Annotated in this window: 15 protein-coding genes; 3 read left to right on the forward strand and 12 right to left on the reverse strand. The window is 55.4% G+C overall.

Annotation, left to right across the window (positions count from 1 at the left end; all coding sequences use genetic code 11):
- The 4 genes from LVE68_RS03905 to LVE68_RS03920 form a co-directional block, all read right to left on the reverse strand.
- The gene (locus LVE68_RS03905; protein ID WP_233005724.1) at positions 1-777 is read right to left on the reverse strand and encodes an SDR family oxidoreductase; all 777 of its coding nucleotides are present in this window, start codon (positions 775-777) and stop codon (positions 1-3) included.
- A 24-nt stretch (positions 778-801) separates the two neighbouring features.
- Positions 802-1,860, reverse strand: coding sequence for a phosphotransferase (locus LVE68_RS03910; RefSeq protein ID WP_233005725.1), 1,059 nt, complete (start codon positions 1,858-1,860; stop codon positions 802-804).
- 61 nt (positions 1,861-1,921) lie between these two features.
- Positions 1,922-3,136, reverse strand: coding sequence for an acyl-CoA dehydrogenase family protein (locus tag LVE68_RS03915; protein WP_233005726.1), 1,215 nt, complete (start codon positions 3,134-3,136; stop codon positions 1,922-1,924).
- A 40-nt stretch (positions 3,137-3,176) separates the two neighbouring features.
- A complete protein-coding gene (locus tag LVE68_RS03920; RefSeq protein WP_233005727.1) occupies positions 3,177-3,848 on the reverse strand; it encodes a histidine phosphatase family protein in 672 nt (223 codons plus the stop codon).
- 125 nt (positions 3,849-3,973) lie between these two features.
- Between LVE68_RS03920 and LVE68_RS03925 the strand changes: the two genes are divergently transcribed.
- Positions 3,974-4,867: a LysR family transcriptional regulator gene (locus tag LVE68_RS03925; RefSeq protein WP_233005728.1), complete on the forward strand. Its 894-nt coding sequence runs from the start codon at positions 3,974-3,976 to the stop codon at positions 4,865-4,867.
- Positions 4,868-5,076: 209 nt separating this feature from the next.
- Complete coding sequence (locus LVE68_RS03930; protein ID WP_233005729.1) at positions 5,077-7,107, forward strand: NADPH-dependent 2,4-dienoyl-CoA reductase; 2,031 nt, start codon at positions 5,077-5,079, stop codon at positions 7,105-7,107.
- A gap of 90 nt (positions 7,108-7,197) precedes the next feature.
- Here LVE68_RS03930 and LVE68_RS03935 read toward each other — a convergent pair whose 3' ends face one another.
- A complete protein-coding gene (locus LVE68_RS03935) occupies positions 7,198-8,454 on the reverse strand; it encodes an MFS transporter (RefSeq protein ID WP_233005730.1) in 1,257 nt (418 codons plus the stop codon).
- A 703-nt stretch (positions 8,455-9,157) separates the two neighbouring features.
- On the opposite strand from LVE68_RS03935, the gene LVE68_RS03940 reads away from it, so the two are divergent.
- Positions 9,158-13,912, forward strand: a complete 4,755-nt coding sequence (locus tag LVE68_RS03940) for a CapA family protein (RefSeq protein WP_233005731.1) — start codon at positions 9,158-9,160, stop codon at positions 13,910-13,912.
- A gap of 31 nt (positions 13,913-13,943) precedes the next feature.
- Here LVE68_RS03940 and LVE68_RS03945 read toward each other — a convergent pair whose 3' ends face one another.
- From LVE68_RS03945 to LVE68_RS03975, 7 genes are all read right to left on the reverse strand, one after another.
- Positions 13,944-14,624, reverse strand: coding sequence for a TIGR02466 family protein (locus LVE68_RS03945; protein WP_233005732.1), 681 nt, complete (start codon positions 14,622-14,624; stop codon positions 13,944-13,946).
- 29 nt (positions 14,625-14,653) lie between these two features.
- The gene (locus LVE68_RS03950; protein ID WP_233005733.1) at positions 14,654-16,633 is read right to left on the reverse strand and encodes an acylphosphatase; all 1,980 of its coding nucleotides are present in this window, start codon (positions 16,631-16,633) and stop codon (positions 14,654-14,656) included.
- A gap of 392 nt (positions 16,634-17,025) precedes the next feature.
- Positions 17,026-18,999 carry an acylphosphatase gene (locus tag LVE68_RS03955; RefSeq protein ID WP_233005734.1) on the reverse strand — a complete coding sequence of 658 codons (1,974 nt, stop codon included), beginning with the start codon at positions 18,997-18,999 and terminating at the stop codon, positions 17,026-17,028.
- 18 nt (positions 19,000-19,017) lie between these two features.
- Positions 19,018-19,926 (reverse strand): transglutaminase-like domain-containing protein, encoded by a 909-nt coding sequence (locus tag LVE68_RS03960; protein ID WP_233005735.1) that lies wholly within the window; start codon positions 19,924-19,926, stop codon positions 19,018-19,020.
- 53 nt (positions 19,927-19,979) lie between these two features.
- Positions 19,980-21,242 carry an HlyD family type I secretion periplasmic adaptor subunit gene (locus LVE68_RS03965; protein ID WP_233005736.1) on the reverse strand — a complete coding sequence of 421 codons (1,263 nt, stop codon included), beginning with the start codon at positions 21,240-21,242 and terminating at the stop codon, positions 19,980-19,982.
- Positions 21,242-23,437, reverse strand: coding sequence for a type I secretion system permease/ATPase (locus LVE68_RS03970; protein WP_233005737.1), 2,196 nt, complete (start codon positions 23,435-23,437; stop codon positions 21,242-21,244). The genes LVE68_RS03965 and LVE68_RS03970 overlap by 1 nt, the downstream gene beginning before the upstream one ends.
- Entirely contained in the window at positions 23,434-24,660 is a 1,227-nt protein-coding gene (locus LVE68_RS03975; protein ID WP_233005738.1) for a TolC family outer membrane protein, read from the reverse strand. The genes LVE68_RS03970 and LVE68_RS03975 overlap by 4 nt, the downstream gene beginning before the upstream one ends.
- Positions 24,661-24,819 lie beyond the last annotated feature (159 nt).

Here is a 24,819-nt window from a genome sequence, read left to right on the forward strand (position 1 = left end):
TCAGATCCCTCCACAGGACGTCATGCCGCCATCGACCACCACACACTCACCTGTGGTATAACTGGAGGCGTCGGAGACCAGGTACAATACTGTGCCAGCCATTTCCTCCGGCTCCGCATGGCGGTGCATGGGTATGTGCCCGATGGCAGTCTTGTAAATATCCTCATGGGAGAACAGGGCACCGGCGAACTTGGTCTTGGTCAGTCCCGGCAACAGGGCATTTACGCGGATATTGAACTGGGCACACTCCTTGGCAAAGGCTTTGGTCATATTCACTACTGCCGCCTTGGTAATGGAGTAAATGCCCTGGCCCACGCCGGGCTGCAGGGCATTGATCGAGGCGGTATTCACGATAACCCCACCACCCTGCTCGCGCATCAGCTTGCCCGCCTCCACTGACATAAAGAAGTAGCCGCGGATATTTACATCGACAGTCTTCTGGAATGCGCCCAGGTCGGTATCGAGAATATGGCCAAAATAGGGGTTGGTCGCGGCGTTATTAACAAGGATATCGAGGCGTCCGAACTTCTGGCGGATCTCACCAATCACCCGCTGGATATCCTCCATATTGCCGATATGGCAGGGGACCGCCTCCGCCTGGCCACCGGCATCGACGATGGCATCGGCCACCGCCTTACAACCTTCCATTTTGCGGCTTGAAACCAGGACGTGGGCGCCCTGCTCTGCCAGCAGTTTTGCAATAGACTCACCAATACCCCGGCTGGCGCCCGTTACCAGCGCTATTTTGCCGCTCAGGTCAAAAAGGTTCGTGGACATCATCGATTCTCCGTACTTTTCCTGTCAGTATTCTTTTTCAATCACATCCAGCGCGAACCGGGCCACCGGGTCCACCAGGGCGCCCATCCGCGCGGCATTTTTGCTGGACGCATTGCCCTGCTGCGCACGCTTGGCCACCCCCTGGATAATCGCAGCCAGGCGGAAAAAGCTGAACGCAAGGTAAAATGCCCAGTTGTCGATCTTCTCGATACCCATTCGCTGGCAATAACGGGCCACATACTCCGCCTCAGAGGGAATGCCGAGCGCCTGCCGATCCACCCCCATCAGTCCCGACATTTTTTCGCCGCTGGCAGGCATGCGCAGCTGCATGCACTGGTATGCCAGGTCCGCAAACGGGTGCCCCAGCGTCGACAGCTCCCAGTCCAGCACGGCAGTGGCCTGTGGTCGCTCCGGATGGAACACAATATTGTCGAGCCGGTAATCACCGTGCACCAGAGCTACACGGCCGTCGTCCCCGGGGAGGTGCCCGTCCAGCCACTCGATCAACTGGTCCATCGCGGGAATCGGATCAATTTCCGATGCCCGGTACTGGCTGCTCCAACGATCAAACTGCCTCTGATAATAGTTCCCGGGCTTGCCGTAATCCGCCAGCCCCACTGCCTCGATGTCTACACTGTGCATGGCGGCCAGTACCCGGTTCATCTCCTCGTAAATACCCGAGCGCTGGTCGTTATCCACTTCCGGCAGCGCCGCATCCCAGAAGATGCGCCCTTCACAATACTCCATGATGTAAAACATGGAGCCAATCAGTTCGCGGTCCTCACACAGGTGCAGGACTTGCGGCACCGGTACCGCCGTGTCTGCCAGTGCGCGCAAGACCCGGAATTCGCGGTCCACCGCATGGGCGGACTTGAGGAGCTTGCCCGGCGGCTGGCGCCGCAGGACATAGGTCCCGGACGGCGATTCCAGCCTGAATGTGGGATTCGACTGGCCTCCGGAAAATTTGGTCGCCCTGATCGGACCAGAAAAGCCCGGGAGCTGGTCAGCCAGGTATTGTCCCAGGGCCTCCAGGGGTAACTGGTCGATACCGGACTGCTCTTCCAGGGTATTGCTCTCTGTCATCTCAACCTCCCCGGGGCGCTGTCGCGCCACCCTTTATCTCTTTTTTTCAGGTTTGTTGGGTTTACTTCACAAGGGCACCGTAGCGGGCGGCCAGGTTGCGGCCCAGCTGCATCATATGTACCTGGTCTGGCCCATCGGCCAGCCGGATTGTGCGGGCATAAGCATAAGCGTGGGCCAGCACCAGGTCCTGCCCCAGGCCCGCGGCTCCATGGATCTGGATCGCCCGGTCGATTACATTGCAGGCCATCTGTGGGGCAACAATCTTGATCATGGCAATCAGGTCCCTGGCCGCCTTGTTGCCGTGACGGTCCATCTGGTCCGCCGCTTTCAGGGTGAGCAACCGCGCTTGCTCGATTTCGCAGGCTGAGCGCGCAATATCCTCCCGCACCGACCCCTGTTTGCTCATCGGCCGGCCAAACACCACGCGCTGCTCAGCGCGCTGCGACATCATCTCCAGCGCCCGCTGCGCCAGGCCGATCAGGCGCATACAGTGATGGATACGGCCCGGGCCCAGGCGCCCCTGGGCAATTTCAAATCCCCGCCCCTCACCCAGGATCAGGTTCGCTGCCGGCACCCGCACATTCTCGAACACGACTTCCGCATGCCCCTCGGGCGCATCGTCATATCCGAAGACCGTCATTGGCCGCACAATCCGGACTCCCGGGGTGTCGGTGGGCACCAGGATCTGCGACTGCTGCTGGTGCCGGTTCGGGTTGTCCGGGTCTGTCTTCCCCATCACGATCATGATCTTGCAGCGCTTGTTCATCAGGCCACTGATATAGAACTTGTGCCCATTGATGACGTAGTCGTCGCCATCGCGCACGATCGAGGTTTCGATATTGGTCGCGTCCGATGAAGCCACGGCCGGCTCGGTCATGGCAAAAGCAGAGCGAATCTCGCCATCTAGCAAAGGTTGCAACCACCGCGCCTGTTGCTCCGGGTTGCCGTATTGCGCCAATACTTCCATGTTGCCGGTATCCGGGGCGCTGCAGTTGAATACCTCGGAAGCGAACAGCACCCTGCCCATTTCCTCGGCGAGCGGCGCATATTCCAGGTTGGTAAGGCCTGCACCAAACCTGCGGTCCGGCAGGAACAGGTTCCATAGTTCCTCTTTCCGCGCCCGGGCCTTGAGTTGCTCCATCACCGGCGGCTCACCCCAGCGGTCCGCCTGCAGCTGCTCCAGGAAAGCCTGTTCGCTCGGATACACATGGCAGAGCATAAACGCACGCAGGCGCTCGAGAAGAGATTGGACCCTGTCGGAATATTCGAAGTGCATGATCGATTTCCTTACCTGTTCGGGGCCGACCCGGAAGTGGTCAGCTGTAAGTTATGAATTCCCGCCGGTCGTGGCGTTCGAGATGGGGGATATGGTTGAAACTGTGCAGGCTGATATCACCGGGACTGGAGAAAAAGTGGCTGATCGCCGTATTGCGGATCTGCATATTCAGCTTGATGACCGCCTCGGGCCCGGCCGCCATCACCGACCGCACCATCATCGCAATGGCACCTCCGGAACTCACCACCAGTGTGCGGCTACCGCGGGGACTGTCCGACAGGACGGCCAGGGCTTCACCGATGCGCTGTTCAAATGCAGCCCAGCTCTCCCCCGGAGCGATCTCATCGCGAATCCAGGCACCCATGGCCTTTTTCAGGAAGCGGTAGTAATCGCTCCGCCCGGCGCCGCGATCGGGTATCGCCGCGGGATCCAGCTCCCCATAGGTGCGCATTACTGACTGGAAATCGAACTCGTTCAGTTGGGGCAACAGCTCGACGCGGGCATGGTCCAGCCCAGCTCCTTCGCAGATCCCGCTGGCGGTTTCCCGGTGGCGTCTCAGGTCCCCGCACAATATCCGGTCGAAGCCCGCCTCCTGCTCCATCCAGTGTTCGCCCAGCCAGCGCGCCTGGCGCCAGCCCAGCTCGGAAAGCTTGTCGTAGTCAGCGGCGCCAAACGAAGCCTGCCCGTGGCGCACGGTAAAGAACTCGGCCAATCTGCTTCTCCCCTGTCAACCAGGATTTCACCCTAACGCTGCCAGTTGAATCATTAAAGTTTATTGTGCGAATATCCAGCCATTCACGGCCGTGATTACAGCAGCGGGCAACAGCAGGGCGCACCATGCAACTCAAACAGATGGATATGAATCTCTTCCTGGTGCTGGACGCCATCTACAGCCAGCGCAACCTGACCCGGGCCGCAGAGCAACTGCATATTACCCAGCCCGCCGTCAGTAATGCCCTGGCCCGGCTCCGCCGCAGCCTGGATGACCCCTTGTTCACCCGCACGCCAAGTGGCATGAACCCCACACCCTTGACCGAGCGCATCATGCCCCAGGTCCACCAGGCGCTGGCTCTTCTGGGGGGCAGCCTCAACCAGCAGGCCCAGTTCGATCCCGCTACCGCCAGCAAGACACTGCGGCTGTCCATGAATGACATGGCCGAAACCCTCCTGCTACCGCGTCTGCTGGAGCGCCTGCAGGAAAGGGCCCCGGGCATCTCAGTGGAGTCCTTCTATGTGCCGCGGGACCAGCTGGTGAAAGAGCTTGCGGCCAACACCCTGGATTTCGGGCTGGACATTCCGCTGGTTTCCGCGCCACAGCTGCACCAGCAGCGCCTCAGTAACGACCGCTACCTGTGCATGTTACGCAGCGACCACCCACTGGCGGAACAAGACGGCCTGACACTGGAGCAGTACCTGCAGCTGGAGCACGTCCACGTTTCCAGCCGGCGCAGCGGCCCCGGGCTGGTGGACATTGCCCTGAACAAGCTGGGGCGCCGGCGCGATATCCGCCTGCGGGTGCAGCATTACTGGGTGGCACCGGCAGTGGTCATGCGCACCGACCTGGCCCTGACAGTTCCAGCGATCCTCGCCAACCAGTACCCGGTGCGCCTGTTCGAACTGCCATTCCAGGTACCCCAGCTGGACTGGCACCTGCTCTGGCACAAAAACCAGCATGAGGATCCCGCCAGCATCTGGCTGCGCGGGGAGCTGATGGAGCTTTTCCAGACCTGATCCCTCCCGGTCCGGCACCCTCCGGGCCCAATCAAGACAGCACCCCGCCCCCAATCCGGCCAAAGATTTCGGCCGATATGGTCACTGCCCGGCCCGGGGGCCGCTGCTATTCTGCGAGGCAAATCCGGCCGACAGAGCCCAAGAACAACGTTCGACGATTCGGTCACCAACTGGTTTGGCCAGAAGAAGAGTAAAGAGAGAGATTTGCCATGTCACAGACCTACCCTCACCTGCTCGCCCCCCTGGACCTGGGCTTCACGCAACTGAAGAACCGGGTGCTGATGGGCTCCATGCACACCAACCTGGAAGAGCACCCGGGAGGTTTCGACCGGCTCGCCGCCTTCTATGCCGAACGCGCCCGCGGTGGTGTCGGCCTTATCGTCACCGGCGGCATCGGCCCCAATGAAGAGGGCTGCGTGTTCCAGGGTGCGGCGAAGATGACCACTGCTGAAGAGGCCCAGCAACACCAGGCAATCACCTCCGCTGTACATAATGAAGGTGGCAAGATCTGCATGCAGATCCTGCACACTGGCCGTTACGCCTATAATCCCAACCTGGTAGCGCCCTCGGCGGTCCAGGCGCCGATCAATCCCTTTACCCCGCGCGAGCTGAGCGACGAGGAGATCGAGGGCCAGATCGATGACTATGTGCGCTGTGCCACCCTCGCCCGCGAGGCCGGCTACGACGGTGTTGAAGTCATGGGCTCGGAAGGCTACTTCATCAACCAGTTTATCGTCTCCCGCACCAACAAGCGGACCGACCGCTGGGGCGGCAGCTTCGAGAACCGTATCCGGTTACCACTGGAAATCGTGCGCCGAATCCGTGAGGCCGTGGGTGAGGACTTCATAATCATCTACCGCCTGTCGATGCTGGACCTGGTAGAGGATGGCAGCACTTTCGAGGAGGTGGTAGCCCTGGGCCAGGCTGTTGAGAAAGCCGGTGCCAACATCATCAACACCGGTATCGGCTGGCACGAGGCCCGCGTGCCCACTATCGCCACCAGTGTCCCGCGGGCCGCGTTCACCGAAATCACCGCACGCGTAAAGAAACACCTCAGTGTTCCGGTCATTACCAGCAACCGGATCAATATGCCCGCGGTGGCGGAATCGGTGCTGGCCGAGGGCCACGCCGATATGGTTTCCATGGCGCGACCATTCCTGGCGGATCCGGAATTCGTGCAGAAGGCAGCGGAGGATCGTGCCGACGAGATCAATACCTGTATCGGCTGCAACCAGGCCTGCCTCGACCACACCTTCGAAATGAAGCTCACTTCTTGCCTGGTCAACCCGCGTGCCTGCCACGAAACCGAGCTCAATTACCTGCCGACGGACACCGCGAAAAGAGTTGCGGTCGTGGGTGCCGGCCCGGCCGGACTTGCTGCCGCCACTGTTGCGGCGGAGCGGGGCCACGAGGTAACCCTGTTCGAGGCCGATAACCGGATCGGTGGCCAGTTCAATGTGGCCAAGCGCATTCCGGGCAAAGCGGAATTCGAGGAAACCCTGCGTTACTTCGGCCGCAAACTGGAACTGACCGGGGTCCAGGTGGAACTGAACCGACGTGTAGCGGCAGCAGACCTGAAGGACTTCGATGAGGTTATTATCGCTACGGGTATCAACCCCCGCACACCGCCGATTCCCGGGGTCGAGAGCGAAAAAGTGCTCGGCTACCTGGACGTACTGAAACACCGCAAGCCCGTAGGCGAAAAAGTGGCAATTATCGGCGCCGGTGGAATCGGCTTTGATGTGGCTGAGTACCTGACTCATGAAGTTGATGAAAGCAGAGAGCTGATCGCCAGTGACAAGAATGAGTTCTTTGCCGAGTGGGGCGTAGATATCCGCCTGGACCATCGTGCCGGTCTCAAGCCCGCCGACTCTGTTGCCTCGCCGCGCAAGGTCTACCTGCTGCAACGCAAGACCTCCAAGGTGGGTAAGGGGCTGGGCAAGACCACCGGCTGGATCCACCGCACCAGCCTCAAGCACCGCCAGGTGGAAATGCTGCCCGGCGTCAACTACGAGAAAATTGACGACCAGGGCCTGCATATCCGCGAGGGAGAGGAAACCAGGCTGCTGGAGGTGGATAACATCATTATCTGCGCCGGACAGGAGCCGGCACGGGAACTCCACGAATCCCTGGCCGCAATGGGCATCAACTCCCACTTGATCGGCGGCGCCGACGAGGCAGCCGAGCTTGATGCCAAGCGTGCAATCGACCAGGGGTCGCGCCTCGCGGCCGGCCTCTGATACCGGACCCACAAAAGCCGTGACGCCGCCGGCGTCACGGCTACCCCGGGTCCATGGCCCAGGGAAACAGCTCCAGTGTTACTGCCCCCTTCATCCCTCCAGGGAAAGGACCCTGCCTTTTTCTTTTCCCGCTTGAGCAGGAACTTGCCAGCGCGCTGACAACCTGTACATCAGCAGCACAACGCCGCAGAGCACGAAACAGATCCAGTACAGAACCGACCCACCCCACCACTGAATGACAAGTCCACCGAACAATGGTGCGGCCGACCAGCCCAGCGCATAGAAAGCTGCCGCTCCGAAATAGCTGCCGCGGCGATCTGCGGGCGCCATCTGGTCGATCTGGATACTCATCGTCGGGAACAGGACCGTCTCAGCCAGGCTGACCACAAAGCTCGCCCCAAGCCAGCCTGCGACCCAGCCCATCGGGTTGAGCGCAAACCACAACTGGCCGACCGCCAGGACCACCAGGCCCAGTACAATGCGCTGATGCACAGACCAGTGCCCCAACAGCCGCAACAGTGGGAACTGCAGGAGCACAATGGTCAGGGCATTGACCAGGATCATGCTGGAGATCAGCTCGACAACTTCCGGCGCACCGCTCCTTTTCAGGTACTGCACCAGGCTGGAGTCAAAGTGCGCATAGATAAAAAAGGTCAGAACATTGGCCAGCACTACCAGCAGGAACAAGCGGTCTTTCCGCAGCACTGCGATCGTACTCGAAAGCGTGGCGTCGGGGTTCCGGCGCTTGCCTGCAGCTCTCCCGGTGCTGGTAAACGCAAAGCCCCAGGCGATCGCCACCGTCAAAACCAGGTAACTCAGCGCAGTCAGCCCGAAAGTCGACTGCTGTGCCGAAAGACCAGCCCAGACACCGACGAGGGGGCCGAACGCGACACCTACATTGACCAGGAAATAACGAAACTGCAGCGCCAGCTCGCGCGTGCCCTGCTCCGGCAGCAAGTCACCGATCAGCGCGCTTGACGGCGACTGCCAGATAGACTGTGCAACACAGCATAAGGAGATCGCCGCTATAAATACCGGAAGCGCCCCTGCCCGGGCCAAAAGTATAAACGCAAGGCCATTGAGGCCTGTACCGAGCAGCAGCAGGTTACGGCGGCCATAGCGATCCGACAGGGTGCCTACATAGAAGCCCAGCAGTGCAGCAGCAACTGCCGCTACACTCAGGATGACGCCAATCTCAGCGGCACCCAACGCGAAGCGGTCATATAGCATGATCGCCAGGAAAGGCCACACCATAAAGTAGGTCCCGCGGGCAAAAAAGCTGCCGACCAGAATGATCCAGACCAGGGGGGGAAAGCCGTGCATTCTCTGCCACCACTGCTTATCCATGGCCACTACTCCCTATTTTCACGTTCCAGTTCCATCAATAATTCCTGTGGATCACTCCCATCCACCGGCAAAAAAAAACCCGGAAGGGAAGCCTTCCGGGTTTCTTTGGGGAGGAAGGCCTGTCACCTTCCTTCGCACTAAGCTCTGTCGGGTGCTCTAAGACATGGTGGTAACCACCGCAAAGGTGCACAGGGTCATACGCACAGAAATCACTTCAACTGCACGCGCGCATGCAACCGGTTCCTGCGGTAGCAGGCCGGTACACGGCATCGGTTGTTGTGGTGTGATTTGCTTATACATGTTTCAGGGTAATCAAAGCTTGTAAACGGTATCCGGCAATACTATCTGAGCCAGAGGGTTTTGCAACCCCCGCCAATGGTGATCTGCCAGGCAGCCACCGCCTTGAAACCTGGAGCCCGAGCCAGCGACCTCTCCCAACCGTCACGCAGCACGGGATCATATCGACCAATCGGCCATGTCCGGTCGTACCGACATAGTCGCGTCACGAAGGGGCGGGGTCCGCTGGGACATCTATACTGGGAAGTCGTGGCGAAGCCTAAAGATAGTGCCACCCAGGCGATACCGGGGATGAAAAAACTGCCGACTCAGGTCCGAGTACCGCACTGAACAATCACCAAACCGGCCCCCCACCCCGTGACGCGTAATTCGTCAGCAGCATCTCTCACGGACGCGAGAAGGAACAATGACGCTCTCAGATCTCTTATTGAAAGCAAAACCAATGGTGGAGAGGAAACTGGAAGACCTCCCTGCCCCCTACATACTGTTTGTCTCGATTTGCGACGGGAAAGAGCGGGCCGTCACCCGCCATGTGAAAGGCGAAAGCATAACGGAGACATGGCAGGCTATTACCGCCGAGGCACGCAAGGCAACCAGGTCCGGCAAGCTCAAGCCCTGCTGGCTGCGCATGGATTGGGTCACCCGCGCCGACAAGATGAGCTGGGCAGGGCTGAAGGAAATACTCAGTGCCACCAAGCGATCTTACTTCCGCTATGGCATCGCCCTGGATGACGAATTTCGTTTTGCTTTCCTCGAACAGGAACTGAATGGCAACGCCATGCTCTACGGTGGAAACCAGATTGGGCATGCCGTCGTCAATGAGAAGAACTTCAATGTGTACTGTCGAAAGCGGTATGGAAACAAGCTCATACCGGATTTTTCGGATGAAAAAACAGTATATCGCTTGTGGACGGAAGGTCTCTTCTGTGATGAATCCGGCGCGCCCGAGTACCTTTATGGTCCCGGGAGAAACGCCGGCAGAAGGATCATCGACGACCTGGACGAAGCCACCACAACCAGACTGATCGAGACCAGCAGTAGCTACCTGGCAGGCCAGGTAAAGAAGAGTGGCCGTTTCGAATATGGCTGGCATGCATGCTTCGACAAACCAATCGGAACCTACAACACACTTCGACACGCAAGTAGTACGTATGCCATGACAGAGGCCTGGGAGGTAACCCGTGACAAGAATCTCCACTCCGCGATAGAGCGCTCCCTTGACTACCTCTCGAAAACGCTGATCAGGCGTGCTGCCTTGCCATCCGGGGAACAGGCAGCTTTCCTGGTTGAGGCCGATGGCGAGGTCAAGCTCGGAGGCAATGCCGTCTGCCTGCTGGCTTATGTTAAGTGGTGCGAGCTTACAGGAAACAACCAGTACCGTGAACTAATGGACCAGTTGGCACTGGGCATAGAGTTCATGCAGGACCGCGAGTCAGGGAAGTTCGTGCATGTTCTGCAGTTCCCTGAGTTATCAGTCAAGGAAGAGTTCCGCATCATCTATTATGACGGCGAGGCGGCATTTGGGCTCATGCGGCTTTACGGCCTGACCGGCGACGAGCGTTGGCTGAAGCTGGTCGAGAAGGCATTTGAATATTTTATCGCTGCCGACCACTGGCAGGCCCATGACCACTGGTTAAGTTATTGCGTCAATGAACTGACCCTCTATCGGCCGGAGGAAAAATACTACCGCTTTGGTATACAGAACGTAGAGGGCTACCTCGATTTTATCGAAAACCGTATCACCACCTTCCCGACCCTGCTGGAACTTATGATGGCGGCACAGAAGATGGTAACGAGGCTCTCGCAAGACGACAAATACCGCCACCTCCTGAAGCTGCTGGACCTGGAATGGTTCTACCGCGCGCTGCACAAAAGGGCAAACTACCTGCTCAACGGCTACTTCTGGCCAGAATTTGCCATGTTCTACAAGAACCCGGCAAAGATCCTGGGCAGCTTCTTTATCAGGCACCATGCATTCCGTGTTCGTATTGACGATGTGGAGCACTACCTGTCCGGTTATGTCGCCTATCGCAATTACCTGCGGAAAGGAAAAGTCCAGGCGAGGCAAGAAGCCACCATCGAAGAGGACCTGAAGCCCGCACCTCCCCCGGATGGGCGGCCGGTCGTAGCATGGGGCGGAGATGTAAACCTGTCCCGGCGCCAGCACTATCGCACAGCAGAGCTGGGTCGAAAAGCTGTGCTCGGACGTATACCAGCTCTGAGAAATGCAGACCTGACCGTTATCAACCTTGAATGTGTGGTTGCGACCTGTGGTGAACAGGGGACACAGAAAGGCGAATTATCTCCCTATTATTACCGCGCCAGGCCCGAGATGCTGCGCCTGCTGGTGGAGTCCAGAGTGGATGTAGTGGCCACCGCAAACAACCACAGCGGCGACTACGGCACTGATGCGTTGGTGGAGCAGTGTGAGTGGCTAGACAGGGTAGGCATTGCCCATGCCGGCTCAGGCCGCAATCTCGACCAGGCCCTGGCACCCGTGATTCGCCGCGCGGGACAGCTGAATGTGGCAATTTTTTCCCTGGATGCCACACAGGAAGAGTTTGCGGCTACGGTAAACAGGCCCGGGAGCGCCTATCTTCCACTGGGAGAACCGGATGCCTGGACCAGCGTTCTAGAGCCGCGAATCCGCGCCGCGCGCCAACTGGCAGAAGTGGTGCTGGTCGCCGTGCATTGGGGTCCAAACCGGGAGCGTGCTCCAGGTAAAGCAGAACTCCTGACGGGGCACGCGATCATTGACGCCGGTGCCGACGCAGTGCTCGGAGCCAGCGCACATGTCCTTCAGGGAACAGAGATTTACCGGGGCAGGCCGATCATACATGACGCGGGCGACCTCCTGTTCGACTCGATCCGAAACTCACTCGCGGACAGCGGTGTGTTCAGGTTGGCAATTAGCCACCGGGGGGTCGAACGCATAACGTTTGTCCCAGTCGGCTCTGGTTTTGGCTTCAGCCGGCAACTGAAAGATGGTAAAGCCATCGATGCTTGCAGGCGGTATGCCCGCCTTTCTGCACCGCTGGGCACAGCTTTCGTCCTGACAGAAAATGGTACTGCGACACTGGACCTGTCACCGCCAGAGCGAGAAGTAGCGCCACATATTCCCGTAGCGGCCACTACCACTTACCGGCTGGCCCCCCTGCAAGCCGCCACCGAAATCACCAGGGATGAATGGCAGGTATCCTCGGTGCCGGAGGACGCCCGTGTTACACCACAATCCATAGGACCACTGAAGCTGGTTGGGATTCGCATCTGGCCTCGAGAGATCAAGTATCGGCAAATGCTGTGGGTGGAGTCTTTCTGGACCTGCGAAACTGAGCTCGATGAGGATCACCGAATAGACTTTCAAGCTGTCCCGGTCGAGCAGACCTCGATGCCCTACTGGGGGAAGTCGATGGATCACGATCCCTGTGATTGGCAGCTACCGACGAGCCGCTGGAAGAAAGGCTGCATTTACCGGGATTTCTATGGATTGAGGCCACCGGGCTCGCGAACCCTGCAGAGTGTGGACCTGCAGTTACACGTAGGCCTGGTAAACACAAGCGACCGGACACCCCCTATCCCACTGGAAGGGCTACAGGTACACCTGGACTTCAGCAAGGCCTCCCCCCCAACTGGTAAGGCGCCTGTCTACCAGACCGAGTTTCCCAGCTCCCTCCTGAATCATAAGCATGGATTAACATGGGATGGCGAGCAGATAGAGCGCATCACAGGCGGCAGCTGGCTGGTGCCACCTCCTGATGACTGGGCTGTAAAGAACGTGGTGTCAGGGATCAGCTTCATCGAACAGGTCACGGGCCCGACCCTGTTTGTTGCCCACACAAGCCACGATCGGGCATATCATGAACAGAGCTCCTCGGTCACGAAGATATGGGATATGCATAAGCGCCTGTCCCAGCTGACGGGTCGACTTGCCGGGGCGATCGTTTCCAGGCCAATACCAGGGTTACCCCGGGGATTTCCCACGCTACTGGTTGATGATCCAATCAGGGCTATCGTTGAACTGGGCCTGGCCGCCAGGGCCCGCTACGACAAGGATGTGATTGCCATTACAGGTACCGCAGGGAAATCCACTACCCTGAGAATGCTCGGCCATATGCTTGGTGGAAGGGAGAAAGTGCTCACAAGTCTTGGCAACTACAACTCTCGGGTTGGGGCCCCTTCAATGCTGGCAAGCCTATCGACTCAGGATGATGCAGCCGTAATTGAAGTTGCGCAGAGTGCCCTGTGGATGAAGAGAGGCCCAATAACTCGACTGATAAAGCCAACCATAGCCATTGTTACTGAGATTGGTATCTCACAATCCCGTAGCCATGTACGCTCTACAAAAGATACTGCACGCTGGAAGTCACGCATTTTCGATGGATTGACCGGTCCAGCTATCGCTATATTTGGTGATCACCTCAAGCACTTCGAGTACATTAAGTCGAAAGCCCAGCAACATGCCAGGAGGCTGGTCATATTCGGAACCGGTCCTGATGCGGAGGTGAAAATTAAGGATGTTCAGGGCGATGATGAAGGAAGCTGGGTAACAATAGAAACACCGAATGAGACTGTGAGTTACCGGGTACCCGCACCCAGCAAGGGGATGGTGATGAACAGCATTGCCGCTATTTGCGCACTGTACGCCATGGGCAGGGATCTCCGCAGCCTGGCTGGAGAGCTTCAAAACCTGGAGCTGGATGACGCACACCTCAGCCGCACCAGGATGAAACTGGCAGGCAAGGAGATCAGCATTATTGACGATAGCTGGAATGCTACTGTCAGTTCGATGCTGAATGCTTTCTCTGTACTCGCCCAGTCAAATATAACAGGCCAGGGACGCAAGGTTGCTGTACTGGGCAGAATCGTTCACCTGGGGGATAAATCCCGTGAGCTCCATCAAAGCCTGGCAAAACCGCTCTTGGAGAGCGGTGTTGATCATGTCATTACACATGGCGAGGAAATGAAGCATCTACGCGAGGTCTTACCGGGCTCAATACTTGGACCACACTTTACAACAGCTGATGAACTGGCGGGTCACCTGATGGAATTCGTCCGGCAGTCAGATCTTCTTTTGCTCAAGGGATCAAGACGTGACTCAGACTTTGGCTCTGTCCCATGGCTGCTCGAGCAAATGTCAGACACCAGTACTACGCCAGCATGAAAAAGAGGCTGGGTAAAATAGCAGGCAGAGCTCACACCTGCACTTGTGATCTTTGCTCAGCCAGCCCCAATGGCCGCATTCCACCAAGCCTGCGCCTTGACGCCTGTGTTTCCAACTTGACGTTGAATGCAATGCAGATCCTGAGGGAATTATCCTCGACCGGATTTACATAGTGATACAGCCAGTTGGGAAACAGGACCATCCTGCCTTCCCGGGGGACGACCTTACTCAGGCCTCCAAAATTGCAACCTGGCAGGTCAGTAGAAATACATAACATCCGAGGATCCAGAAACTCTATATTACCACTGCCTTTGCTTCTTTCCTTCACGAGATCGGATTTTACATAATAGACACCCGACCAGGTACACGACTCATGATTGTGTATTTTCCGATAGCTCTCAGCCCGTGAAACATTCGCCCAGGCATGAGCAAGCATATCATTAGGCCGGGGTTCATACCTTCCCTTCGTGACACTCTTGGTAATTTCCTGGACAGAGGATATAACTCTCTGCTTGAAGACTTTAACTTCCTCATAAGGCCACTCGAGCAGGTCCTTGCTAGAATCCCAACTGCCTATATTCGACCTTTGTACCTTTGGTGAAGTGCTTTCCTTTTCAAGAATAATCTGCATCAGCCTGGAATTAATCGATTGCGAACTTTCCCAGTCCTTTATGAGAATTGGCGTCGCGAATGCTGATTTAATTATGTCCATATCTCTTCACATAAAACAGGATACAGAGACTAACTCTGCATGGTAAAATTGAACTGCCTGAGTGAGGGGTAATCCTCTAGCTGAATGTCTGACACCCTGGCCCGCGGATGACCGCTCCTGGCCAGGTTAACCATGGACTCAATGGCTACAGGGCTGCCCTCCAGTAACATTTCGACATCTCCTTGATTAAGATTACGCACCCAGCCAGCCACACCGTGCAATAAAGCCTGGCGTTTCAACCACTTTCGGTAGCCCACCCCTTGGACATCACCACATATCACTGCATGCACACAGCGCGAGGCAACAGATGTCGAGGCCACATCCGGGAAAAGTGAGTGAATCAAAGAACCTGCAACATCACGCCCGACCCCCTGGGAAGGAAAGTGATGTAATGCCAGGCTTGGATTGCAAAAAATTCCGTCGACAACCCACGCCTGCTCTTCTGGTGAGACAGAGATATCCGAGGCGAGCACATCGACTCCGGCAAGATAAGGGCTGAATACCGCCTCCACAGAACAACAGGCAATATCGATGAAGCCGGGATGAAGCAGGTGGGTTACGTCTCGGTTAAATTCCTCGTATCTACAAGGTTCACCATCGTTACCATGATGGGGCCCACCAAAGGTACAGGCGACGACACGGCCGTCAATAACCAAAATTCGGTACTGACAAAGGACCACTAATCGGGATGGCGTCCTTTCACTCCTCAGACCTGCTTCATTTACTATTTCCTTTACCCAGTTACGATCTCGACTAATCTTGAGCGAGACCGCACTGGTCCGGTCTGGAATCCCCTTATAGAATATTACGGAAACATGCCCGTCAGATACTTCGGTTACCAGATCGTCGATTCTCTCTACACGAAGATTTATTGCGCAGGCAGCCTGGGTAACCAGGTCTCTCTGGGGATGTGTTCCAGTAGCAAATTTCCGGAACTCTTCGCCAATAGCGTAGGGTCTTGCTGCCACAAGTGGATCTTCCCGGGCACTGCCATTGACATGCAAGTTACCAAAAGCAAAATTCAGCAACTCTTCCGGTAGATTAACTGGGCGCCCGTAACTGGGAAATACCGAGCTGGAAACTGAGGGATTCCCGTTTATTTCTATCACCTCAGCGGTCACCACGTCCTGACTCTCATCAACGATGAGATCAACGCCGACCTGAGCCAGGCCAGGGAAGCAAGCTGCGGCCTTTAATGCAATCTCCAGGACACCGCTATCAAGATAATCAATAATCTGGACTGCATCACCTCCGGCAGAGATATTTGCCACACTGGCTAATTGAACATACTCTCCGGCTTTCGGCACATCATCGACTGATCGTCCATTTCTATCCAGGAAATCAAAACGCCTGATCGGAGATATTCCAGCAGATGGATTTTTCACTCTCTGCTGGTTCTTTCTTTCCACCAGCTCAAGAATTGTACTTTCCCCATCGCCGATAACACTAGCCGGCAATCGGGCGTAGGCAGATACAGCCCTCCCTCCAATAACTACAACGCGGAGATCGTAACCCCGCAGGTAACGCTCCACAATAACTGTACGTGAAAACCGTCTGGCGTAATCCCAGGCACTTAAAAACTGTTCTCGTGAATCTATCGCGGTAGTGACACCAGTACCATGGGATTTATTCAAGGGCTTTGTTACGACTGGCCACTTGCAGGACTCGAAATACCGGAGAGCCAGATCTCTATCCTCAAATTCCCGGCCTTCTGGCACCTTGACCCCACCTCGATCGAGAATGCGTTTCGCAAGGCTCTTATTCTTTGCACAATGAGTATACACAGCAGAGTTTTCGGGACTGTTCTGTAAAAACCCAACTCTTCGCCCCTGGCTAGTGACGTCAAAGATCATCTTCTTGTAGATATTGACTTTGAACCCCAGGCGCTCTGCCTCTGAACTGATCAACGATATCGAAATATTGCCATCCCTCTGGTGAAAAGGGGAACTCTCATAGTCATTTTCAACTAAAAATAGCTTGTCGGCGGCCTCGGGTATTTGTACGGACATCTACGTCATCCTCAAGTACGGTAACCACTCACAGGTATTCAATTCGACCCCTCACCACCATGTACAACATCTAAAGTCGATAGATCCAGGATCCTTAGAATCGAATTCTAGTGTATCTACATTGATCGATTAGTGATGGTTCGTGATCCATATGCCAATAAATATGGAAACACGAAAGAAGAGACATGAGACACGAATTTCCCAACTATTACCTGGGCCTGGTCACTGGCACATACCTATACTTACAGCTCAGCTACTGAAAAATAACACAGCTAAGCATACAGGCGAAGATCGACCAAAAATTATACATAGGTGCTTATGAAAGATTGAAGGTCCCCGGTTACATGGAGCTAACCAGGGAAGCACCGTAGTAGCGTGCTGCCTGTACAGATTTATCGATAAACCAGAAATGCCCTCTGTTCAGTTGGGATGTGCTCACGTACAGAAACTTCCGACACTCTGGCTCGAGTGGGGCCCTGCTCACACAATGTCAGTAAGCTACCGACGCCACTGTGGGGCCCCTTGAAAAACATCTCGACGTCACCGTGGGGAAGGTTTCTTACCCACCCCGCAACACCATGTCGCACTGCTTCTCTCTGGACCCAGTCACGATATCCCACGCCCTGAACCCTGCCCCGCACCACGACATAGACACAGCGGTCCGAAGACAGCTGCCAATCTGCACCAGGAAAAAGTGACCGGAGCAAAGCCCCCGCAACGTCACGACCAACACCTTCAGACGGATAGTGATGCAGGATGAAGTTAGGATTACACATCACATCTGAAACCCGCCAGGATTGCTCATCTGGAGATACTTCAATATCCTCCGCAAGCACGTCCACGCCAGCAAAATATGGGTTAAAGACCGCCTTAACTGATTCCAATGCCGCCTTGGCAAAGTCAGGGTGGATCAGCTCAGTGATATCCCTACGCTGATCAGCGTAATTTCCCGCACCTTTTCCGTCACTGGAATAAGCGCCGCCATCAATACCAGCTACAACCTTGCCATCAATTACGATCAGCCGGTACTGGCACAGTTCCAGTGTATCTCCGGTCCTGTTCAGCCCCGCTTCCGCCAGGATCTCCTGGAGCCATTTCCTGTCCCTGGATACCTTCCTTGAAATGATATTGGTCCTGTCAGGCATGCCCTGGTAAAACATTACCGAATCGCTACGATCTGACACCTCGAAGACACTGGGGGATATATGGGAAACTCTGAGCTGCGCTGCAATTGCGGCTTGTTTGATATATGCTGCCTGCTCGCTCTCGCCGGTGGCGGCAACACGTAACCGCGGTGCGAAAACATAAGGCACTGCGGGCGCGATAATTACTTCGGCTGCATTCGATTTTTCAATGCGATTCCCGGAAAAAGCATGACGCAGGAGCTCGCCAGGCACATTTACCGGACTGCCATAACTTGGGAATACAGCATCACAGATCCCGGGATTCGAGTTTATCTCGATTACATGGCACTGCACCTTTTCTCCCCGATCATCGACCATCAGATCAACACCGGTCTGGTTCAGGCCCGGAAAGCAGCGAGCAGCCTTTTCCGCCACCTCAACAACTTCCTGCGGAACCAGGTGCAGCAACTGTACTGCGTCCCCTCCGGCCGATGTGTTTGCAACACTCGTCAACTGCACGTACTCACCTTTCTCGGGAACGTCCTCCATGGAACGCCCGTTGTGCTTCAGGAGATCAAATCGGGTGATCAGGTCAATCTGCAGGGAAGGGTTTTTCTCTCGCTGGAGGTTCTTGCGGTCAACCAGTTGCTGTATCGTGCTCTTTCCATCACCGATAACATGTGCTGGAATCCTTGACAGGGCAGCTACCGCCTTTCCGCCTACGACAACCACACGAAGGTCATACCCTTTTATGCATCTCTCAACCAAGACCTCCCTGCCGTATTGCCTGGAATAGTCCCAAGCTTCGAGGAAATGCTCCCTGGAATGGACATTAGTGGTTACCCCTGATCCGTAAGCACGGTCCAGCGGCTTCAGAACCATGCTGGTATTACAGGACTCGATGTAGTTCCATGCAGCCTCTGGCTCATCAAATACCTCACCCGACGGAACCGGCACTCCCTTTCGCGCCATTATCTCCTTGGCGACATCCTTCTGCCTGGCGCAGTAGCTATAAACAGCTGAATTTTCAGGGCTATTCTGGAGAAAAGTGACCCGGTTATTTTTGTGCAATACATCATAGACCAACTTCTTATAGCGCCTTACCTCAAAATTCTGTCGTTCCGCTTCCGCACTGATCAGTGCAGTTGCAATATCACCTTCTCTCTCGATAAACGGTGATCCTGAAAAGTCATTTTCAGTCTTAAACAACTCATCGGCACCTGCAGGGACATGATCAAACATCTTGGCATCCTCGAACGATTACTTTACGCTCCAGTGAATATCTACATCAACCTGGTCTCTTTTCCCCCTCAGCTCCCGTGGCCAAAGGTTTGACCAGACCCAGGTAAAATCCCGGTTGAGCACAATCTTTTCCTTGCCACCCACACCAAAGCCGTAACCAAACCGTGAATCCAGGGCAAGGTTTGGATCTACCGGTATCCAACGCCCCCCGATATAGACCTCGGCAGCGTGGTGGTTTGGCTGATTGAATTCACGTTTTGATGTCATAAGGAATTCAGAAGTTGTCCGGGCTGGATATCCCATCGCCCGTGCGAGGGCAACGAACAAGGCAGCATACTCAGTGCAATCCCCTTCCCCTTCATTGACTGCGTAGAGCGCGCCCTTGGTCGACTGCACATCGTACTCGAGTAGCTGCTGGGGAGTCAGGTATGCGGCCCTCAGTCGATCCTCATCAGAGTCAAACGCCCTTCGGATATGTGTGGCAAGTTTACGAATAGGTTCGGCATCGGACTCAATATATTTTCTGGGCTTAAGATACTCATCAGGTGGTGTTGCTTCCTGAGTCGGAGCGATCTTGTGAAAATCGTAACTGGTGATTTCCAGGTCAAACTGAACCGTTCGAACGGACCGTGAACCTGCGGGGATGTCCCATTCCATTTCAACATATTCACCATTGCCTAGTTTATGATGCTTACGCTTCAACTGCTCTGGATAGTCATAGCGGATGTCCAATAGCCGTTGTTGCATATGATCCCTTAGCGGGACGGAAATGCGATGCGTGTAACCCCGGATATCGATGTCAGAACGATTATCGACCACAACTTCAGCCGTAAGCGTCACCTTACGGGGCTGCCCCCAGGACGCATTAACCACAAACCACATCAACAGGAGGAATACACCTGCCAGGATGAAGAACTTCATATCCATCAAGCTACGCTCCTGCAAAATGGCCCCCTGTATAACTCTGACAACTTGACTGTTTAGCGCTCCCGTAGAGCCTCACTTGCCTTATTTATGGGTTTAACCAGGTAGTCAAAAATTGTCTTGGAGCCAGTCTTGACATCAACTGAAGCAACCATACCCGGCACAATCGGGAATCGATTACCGTCTTGATTGATCAGGGCATCAGATTGAGTGAGGATATAGACACGGTAATAATATTCATTCCTGTTTATTTCGTCCTGGATTGTATCGGGTGAAATCGTCGTCACCTTTCCCTCCAGACCGCCATAAATAGAGTAATCGTATGCCGTGATCTTTACCTTGGCCGACTGTCCCGGATGTATAAATGCAATATCACGAGGAGAAATACGCGCTTCAATCAAAAGCTTGTCATCGAGAGGCACGATCTCCATCAGGCGGCCATTTGGCGGCAGCACACCGCCAATAGTAGTAACTTCAATATTCTTGACAATTCCACGAACTGGCGACCTCAGGGTCAATCTGGTAAGCGAGTCAGACCTACCCTCGATCACTGAGGAAAGCGCTTCGGCCTCGGCGCTAACTGTCGCAAGTTCCTCACGCGCCCGGACCATATATTCCGAGCGGATTTCCCGCATTTTGAGTTGCAGTTCAGACTTCTGCCGGCTAAGGCGTAAAACCTCGACATTGCTCGCCGCACCTGAACTGACCAGGGAACGCGTTATGGAAAGCTCCTTTTCAACCAAATCCAATGATTCCCTGACACCACGAAGCGATTCTTCAAGACCTTTTTTTCTCGTATTAAAGAGCTTCTTTTCCTTCGCCTTCAGTTCATCATAGGTATCAAGTTCCTCCGGAAACTCCAGCTTGGTTCCATTGACTTCTGCTGTAAGACGCGCCACGCTAGCGATCGCTGCACGATAGCGCGCAGAACTTTCCTCGACGTTAGAGCGTACTTTGGTAGGATCAAGCTGGGCCAGGACTTGTCCCCGCTCGACAATATCTCCCTCACTTACCTTGAGATCCGCAAGGATTCCACCCTCGAGGGATTGGATCACCTGTTCACGGGAGGTCGGGACCACCTTACCAATGCCGGACGATACTTCATCTACCGTTGCAAAGTATGACCAGCCAATCAATGCAGCGATCAGGAGGAAGAATACCCAGACCACCCGAGTCGAATTAACCAGGGTTGACTCATCGTGCTCATCATACTGGTTCTCACCGGCCTGGTAGTCGGCATCCAGGAGTGGAATGGATTTGACACGGGCATTTTCACCGGCGTTACGCGACAGCCACTGGCTCTTCTCTTCCCTGTCCATCACGTTACCTGCTCACGATTCTTCTCACCCTGTCGGTCAGGTTTGGAGAGTCTTTCCATCACTTCATCTTTGGGCCCGTCCATCACTATCCTTCCCCGATCGATGACCAGGATTCGATCCACCAACTTGAGCGTACTGGACCTGTGGGTTGCCAGGACCAGAGTTCGCTTGTTAGACCAGCGCGAAAGGTTATCAATAAAACGCCGCTCAGCGGCCTCATCCAGTGATGCCGTGGGCTCGTCCAGAAGCAGGACCGAAGGCTGCCGGATCAGGAGCCTCGACAACAGGAGAGCCTGTTTTTGCCCCCCAGAAAGTCCTGCACCACCTTCCAGGACCATATGGTCCATCCCTTTGGGCATGTTCCTTACTGTATCCATGGCCCCCGACATCTTCAGGGCCCATATAATTTCATCGTCAGTTGCATTGGGGGCACCCAGTGTAAGGTTTTCCCGTAAAGTGCCATGGAAAAGCCCGGAGCCCTGTGCCAGAAGTCCCACGTCCCGCCTGACATCGGCGGGATCTATATGAGCTATTTCCACCCCGTCAAGATTTGCGGTGCCCGAACTTGCCTCGAGCATACCCGATAACGCCTGTAGCAGTGTCGACTTACCAGCGCCATTCTTTCCGAGTACAGCAATTTTTTCACCAGGGTTAATATGAAGTGACGATACAAAAAGGGCCGGTTCATTATCCCCGGGATCGTACTTGAATTCCGCATTACGGAAATCATAGTCACCGCGGATAGAAGCTTTATGCACTCGCTTGCTCCCCTCTGGCTGATCGACGGGTAGGTTCATTATGTTGTCGATACCTTCAAGAGCATACTTAGCCATTTGCCACCGGCTCAGTACCTGGGTGATATTAGCCATTGGGGACATCATTCTCGAACTGAGTATCGAGGCAGCAACAAGTGCACCCGTGGTCATTTCACCACTCATAACCATGGATGCCCCGAAAAGTACAGTCAGCGCAAAGACGGAGGACTGTACATTGTGAGTCCAGGTAACCAGTTTACTGGTCAGGTAGCGTAGTTTCAGGTTCGAGTCGGCCGTTACCGCATTGAAGTGATTCCATTGACGCTGGAACCGATGTTCTGCCTGGAGAGTTTTTATATCCTCCATTCCCTGTACAGTTTCGACGAGCATGCCATTTCTCAGCGAGGATTCCCGCATTGCTTCTCCCGATAACCTGGCAAGCTTCTTCTGGACGAGAACCCCCGGTATCACAAGCAGGAGCATGGCGAGCAGGGGAATCAGGACAAGGGGACCTGCAATGACCCAGAGCACTAACAGGAAAAGGAAAAAGAATGGCATATCCGCGATAGCCAGAATTGTTGTCGATGTGACCATATCTCGTACACGCTCCAGTTCACGGAGCTGGGAAATAAATGTGCCCGTCGACTTTGGTTTAGCAGAATTCCTCAACCTCACCGCATGGCCGAATACCTGATCGGATATCCGAATGTCAGCCCGCTTACCAAGCAGATCGGTAATTCTTACCCGCATTACGCGCATGGTAAAATCAAAGACGATCGCTAGAAGTACCCCGCTGAAGAGCACATATAAGGTCGACATGGATTCTGCCGGGATAACCCTGTCATATACCTGCTTGGCAAAGAGTATCCCGGACAAGGTAAGCGTATTGGCTACCGTAGTCGCCAGCATTACGTGACCATAGGGCCTCAGGTCGCGCAATATGATTTTCCGGAACCAGTGTCGGTTGTCCGGCTTGATATAATCGTCGACACGAATATCACTGATTGTCTTCCGCGGACGAAGTATTACCAGATGACGGATTTTTTCGGCGATTTCTTTGATATTAACGCTGCTTTCAAGCCCCTGGTCACCACTCCATAGAATGCCCAGTTTCCCGTTTTTCCCCATTGTCTCGATAACGCCAACCTGGCCACCAACCAGCTGGACAACGACCGGCAAGCGCCAGGGAGTAAGCTCGAACTGACCAAACTGGGAAAACTTGATTGTAAGGCCTGCTTGCCGTGCCATCTGCCTCAAGACGAGCTCGACACTTTCTGCCACCCCCCAGTCAGAAGCTATCCGGATGTTTTCCTCAGAAAAATCCAGCCGGTAATGACGTGATACGGCGACAATGGCTTCCAGCCATGGTTGATAGTCCATCTCCGCATTGGTAGCGCCAGTCTCCGCCTGGCCCTGCTCCAGGATGGTCTCGTTGTTCAAGGCAACACCTCCACTCCCTGAACCGCTCGCCCTTCAATCCCAAACGCCCTGCGAATATCACCCGTGTTATAGAGGCATTCGATCTCAAGCGCTTTGAGATCGAAGCGGGTCTCAACACGATCCCGGCGCGCCTGCTGCAGCTCTTCCTCTGAATTTAGTAGCTCAAGTAAGGTTCGGGTTCCAAGAGAAGAGTACTGCTTTCTATAGAGATCCCTGGTCTCGCTGATTGCATCCTCACGCGCATCCAGTATCCCCAGGCTGCGTCCTAGCCCATTGGCCTGAGCCTGTGCGGCCCGGTACTCCCGGGTGACAGACTCACGGGCAGCATCCTTTGCCGCGTCAGCTGAGCTCAATGCATAGGATGCTGATTCTTTACTTGCAGACAGCCGCCCACCTTGATATATGGGCATGGAAAGATTGAGGAACACCGCAGACTCATTCTCGTCGAGTACATTGGTATCGACATAAGTCTGGTCCAGGTAGCGGTTATAGCTCGCGTCAAGGGATAGAGTGGGCCAGACGTCAGCTTTGGATTCCTGAAGCCGGGCCATTGCCTCCGCACGTGACGCCTCCGCGATCAGGACTCTCGGTGACGCAAGCACCTCTCCGGGTGGACCCTCACAGGCATTCCTGACGGTTTCTGGCGTGCCCATCGTGACTCGCACAGGTGCGCCGGCGTTGACGAGATTCTGCAGTGTACTACGCCAGCGGGCCAGGTCAGCGCTGACCTGCTGCTTCGATGCACGTGCGGCTTCAATACGCGACTGAGCCTGCAAAACATCTGAACGAGAGCTGGCGCCCCGCTCACTTCGCATTCGCACCAATGAGGCTATTGACGATACCCCGGCTATCTGTTCGTCTGCTATTTCCAGAAGAGCCTGGTATCGCTGGACTTCCACCGCTGCGCTTGCAGTATCCCGGGCAACCTGGTCAATTGCCTGGAGTACTTCTGCCCTGGAGCGACTCACTTCGGCTTTTGCCAGGTCCACACCGCTGGAGATCTTGCCGAAGTCATAAATCACCTGTGAGACGTACAGCTGTAAGGCGTGGCCATTGCCATCGCCGTCATTCTCACTGTCCTGGCCTGCCACCACGCCCGCACTCAGCTGCGGGAAATATCCCGAACGGGCGACACGTATGCCTTCCTGTCGCCGGTATAGTTCTCCCACGCTCTCCGCAATGGCCGGATGCCAGTCGATGGCCTGGTGCACTGCATCAGTCATACTCAATTGTTGCGGTGCGTATTGGGAGTGACTGATCACAGACGGAGGAGTGGCTACTTCCTGCTGGACAGCCGATTCACTTATTCGGGCGGGTCGGTCAGCCGGGTCAGCCCCGGACTGGGATTGAGCTTGCTGCACCCACATGGTGGTGAGAGATGC

The organism is Microbulbifer sp. YPW16 (assembly GCF_021290385.1).
GTDB lineage: Bacteria > Pseudomonadota > Gammaproteobacteria > Pseudomonadales > Cellvibrionaceae > Microbulbifer > Microbulbifer zhoushanensis.

What these genes read in the sequence shown, in the direction of transcription:
- LVE68_RS03910 (WP_233005725.1), bottom strand. Translation starts at nt 1,860, where the DNA reads ATGACAGAGAGCAATACCCTGGAAGAGCAGTCCGGTATCGACCAGTTA.
- LVE68_RS03955 (WP_233005734.1), bottom strand. Translation starts at nt 18,999, where the DNA reads ATGTTTGATCATGTCCCTGCAGGTGCCGATGAGTTGTTTAAGACTGAA.
- LVE68_RS03905 (WP_233005724.1), bottom strand. Translation starts at nt 777, where the DNA reads ATGTCCACGAACCTTTTTGACCTGAGCGGCAAAATAGCGCTGGTAACG.
- LVE68_RS03950 (WP_233005733.1), bottom strand. Translation starts at nt 16,633, where the DNA reads ATGTCCGTACAAATACCCGAGGCCGCCGACAAGCTATTTTTAGTTGAA.
- LVE68_RS03935 (WP_233005730.1), bottom strand. Translation starts at nt 8,454, where the DNA reads ATGGATAAGCAGTGGTGGCAGAGAATGCACGGCTTTCCCCCCCTGGTC.
- LVE68_RS03945 (WP_233005732.1), bottom strand. Translation starts at nt 14,624, where the DNA reads ATGGACATAATTAAATCAGCATTCGCGACGCCAATTCTCATAAAGGAC.
- LVE68_RS03965 (WP_233005736.1), bottom strand. Translation starts at nt 21,242, where the DNA reads ATGGACAGGGAAGAGAAGAGCCAGTGGCTGTCGCGTAACGCCGGTGAA.
- LVE68_RS03960 (WP_233005735.1), bottom strand. Translation starts at nt 19,926, where the DNA reads ATGGATATGAAGTTCTTCATCCTGGCAGGTGTATTCCTCCTGTTGATG.
- LVE68_RS03975 (WP_233005738.1), bottom strand. Translation starts at nt 24,660, where the DNA reads ATGACTGATGCAGTGCACCAGGCCATCGACTGGCATCCGGCCATTGCG.
- LVE68_RS03940 (WP_233005731.1), top strand. Translation starts at nt 9,158, where the DNA reads ATGACGCTCTCAGATCTCTTATTGAAAGCAAAACCAATGGTGGAGAGG.
- LVE68_RS03930 (WP_233005729.1), top strand. Translation starts at nt 5,077, where the DNA reads ATGTCACAGACCTACCCTCACCTGCTCGCCCCCCTGGACCTGGGCTTC.
- LVE68_RS03915 (WP_233005726.1), bottom strand. Translation starts at nt 3,136, where the DNA reads ATGCACTTCGAATATTCCGACAGGGTCCAATCTCTTCTCGAGCGCCTG.
- LVE68_RS03925 (WP_233005728.1), top strand. Translation starts at nt 3,974, where the DNA reads ATGCAACTCAAACAGATGGATATGAATCTCTTCCTGGTGCTGGACGCC.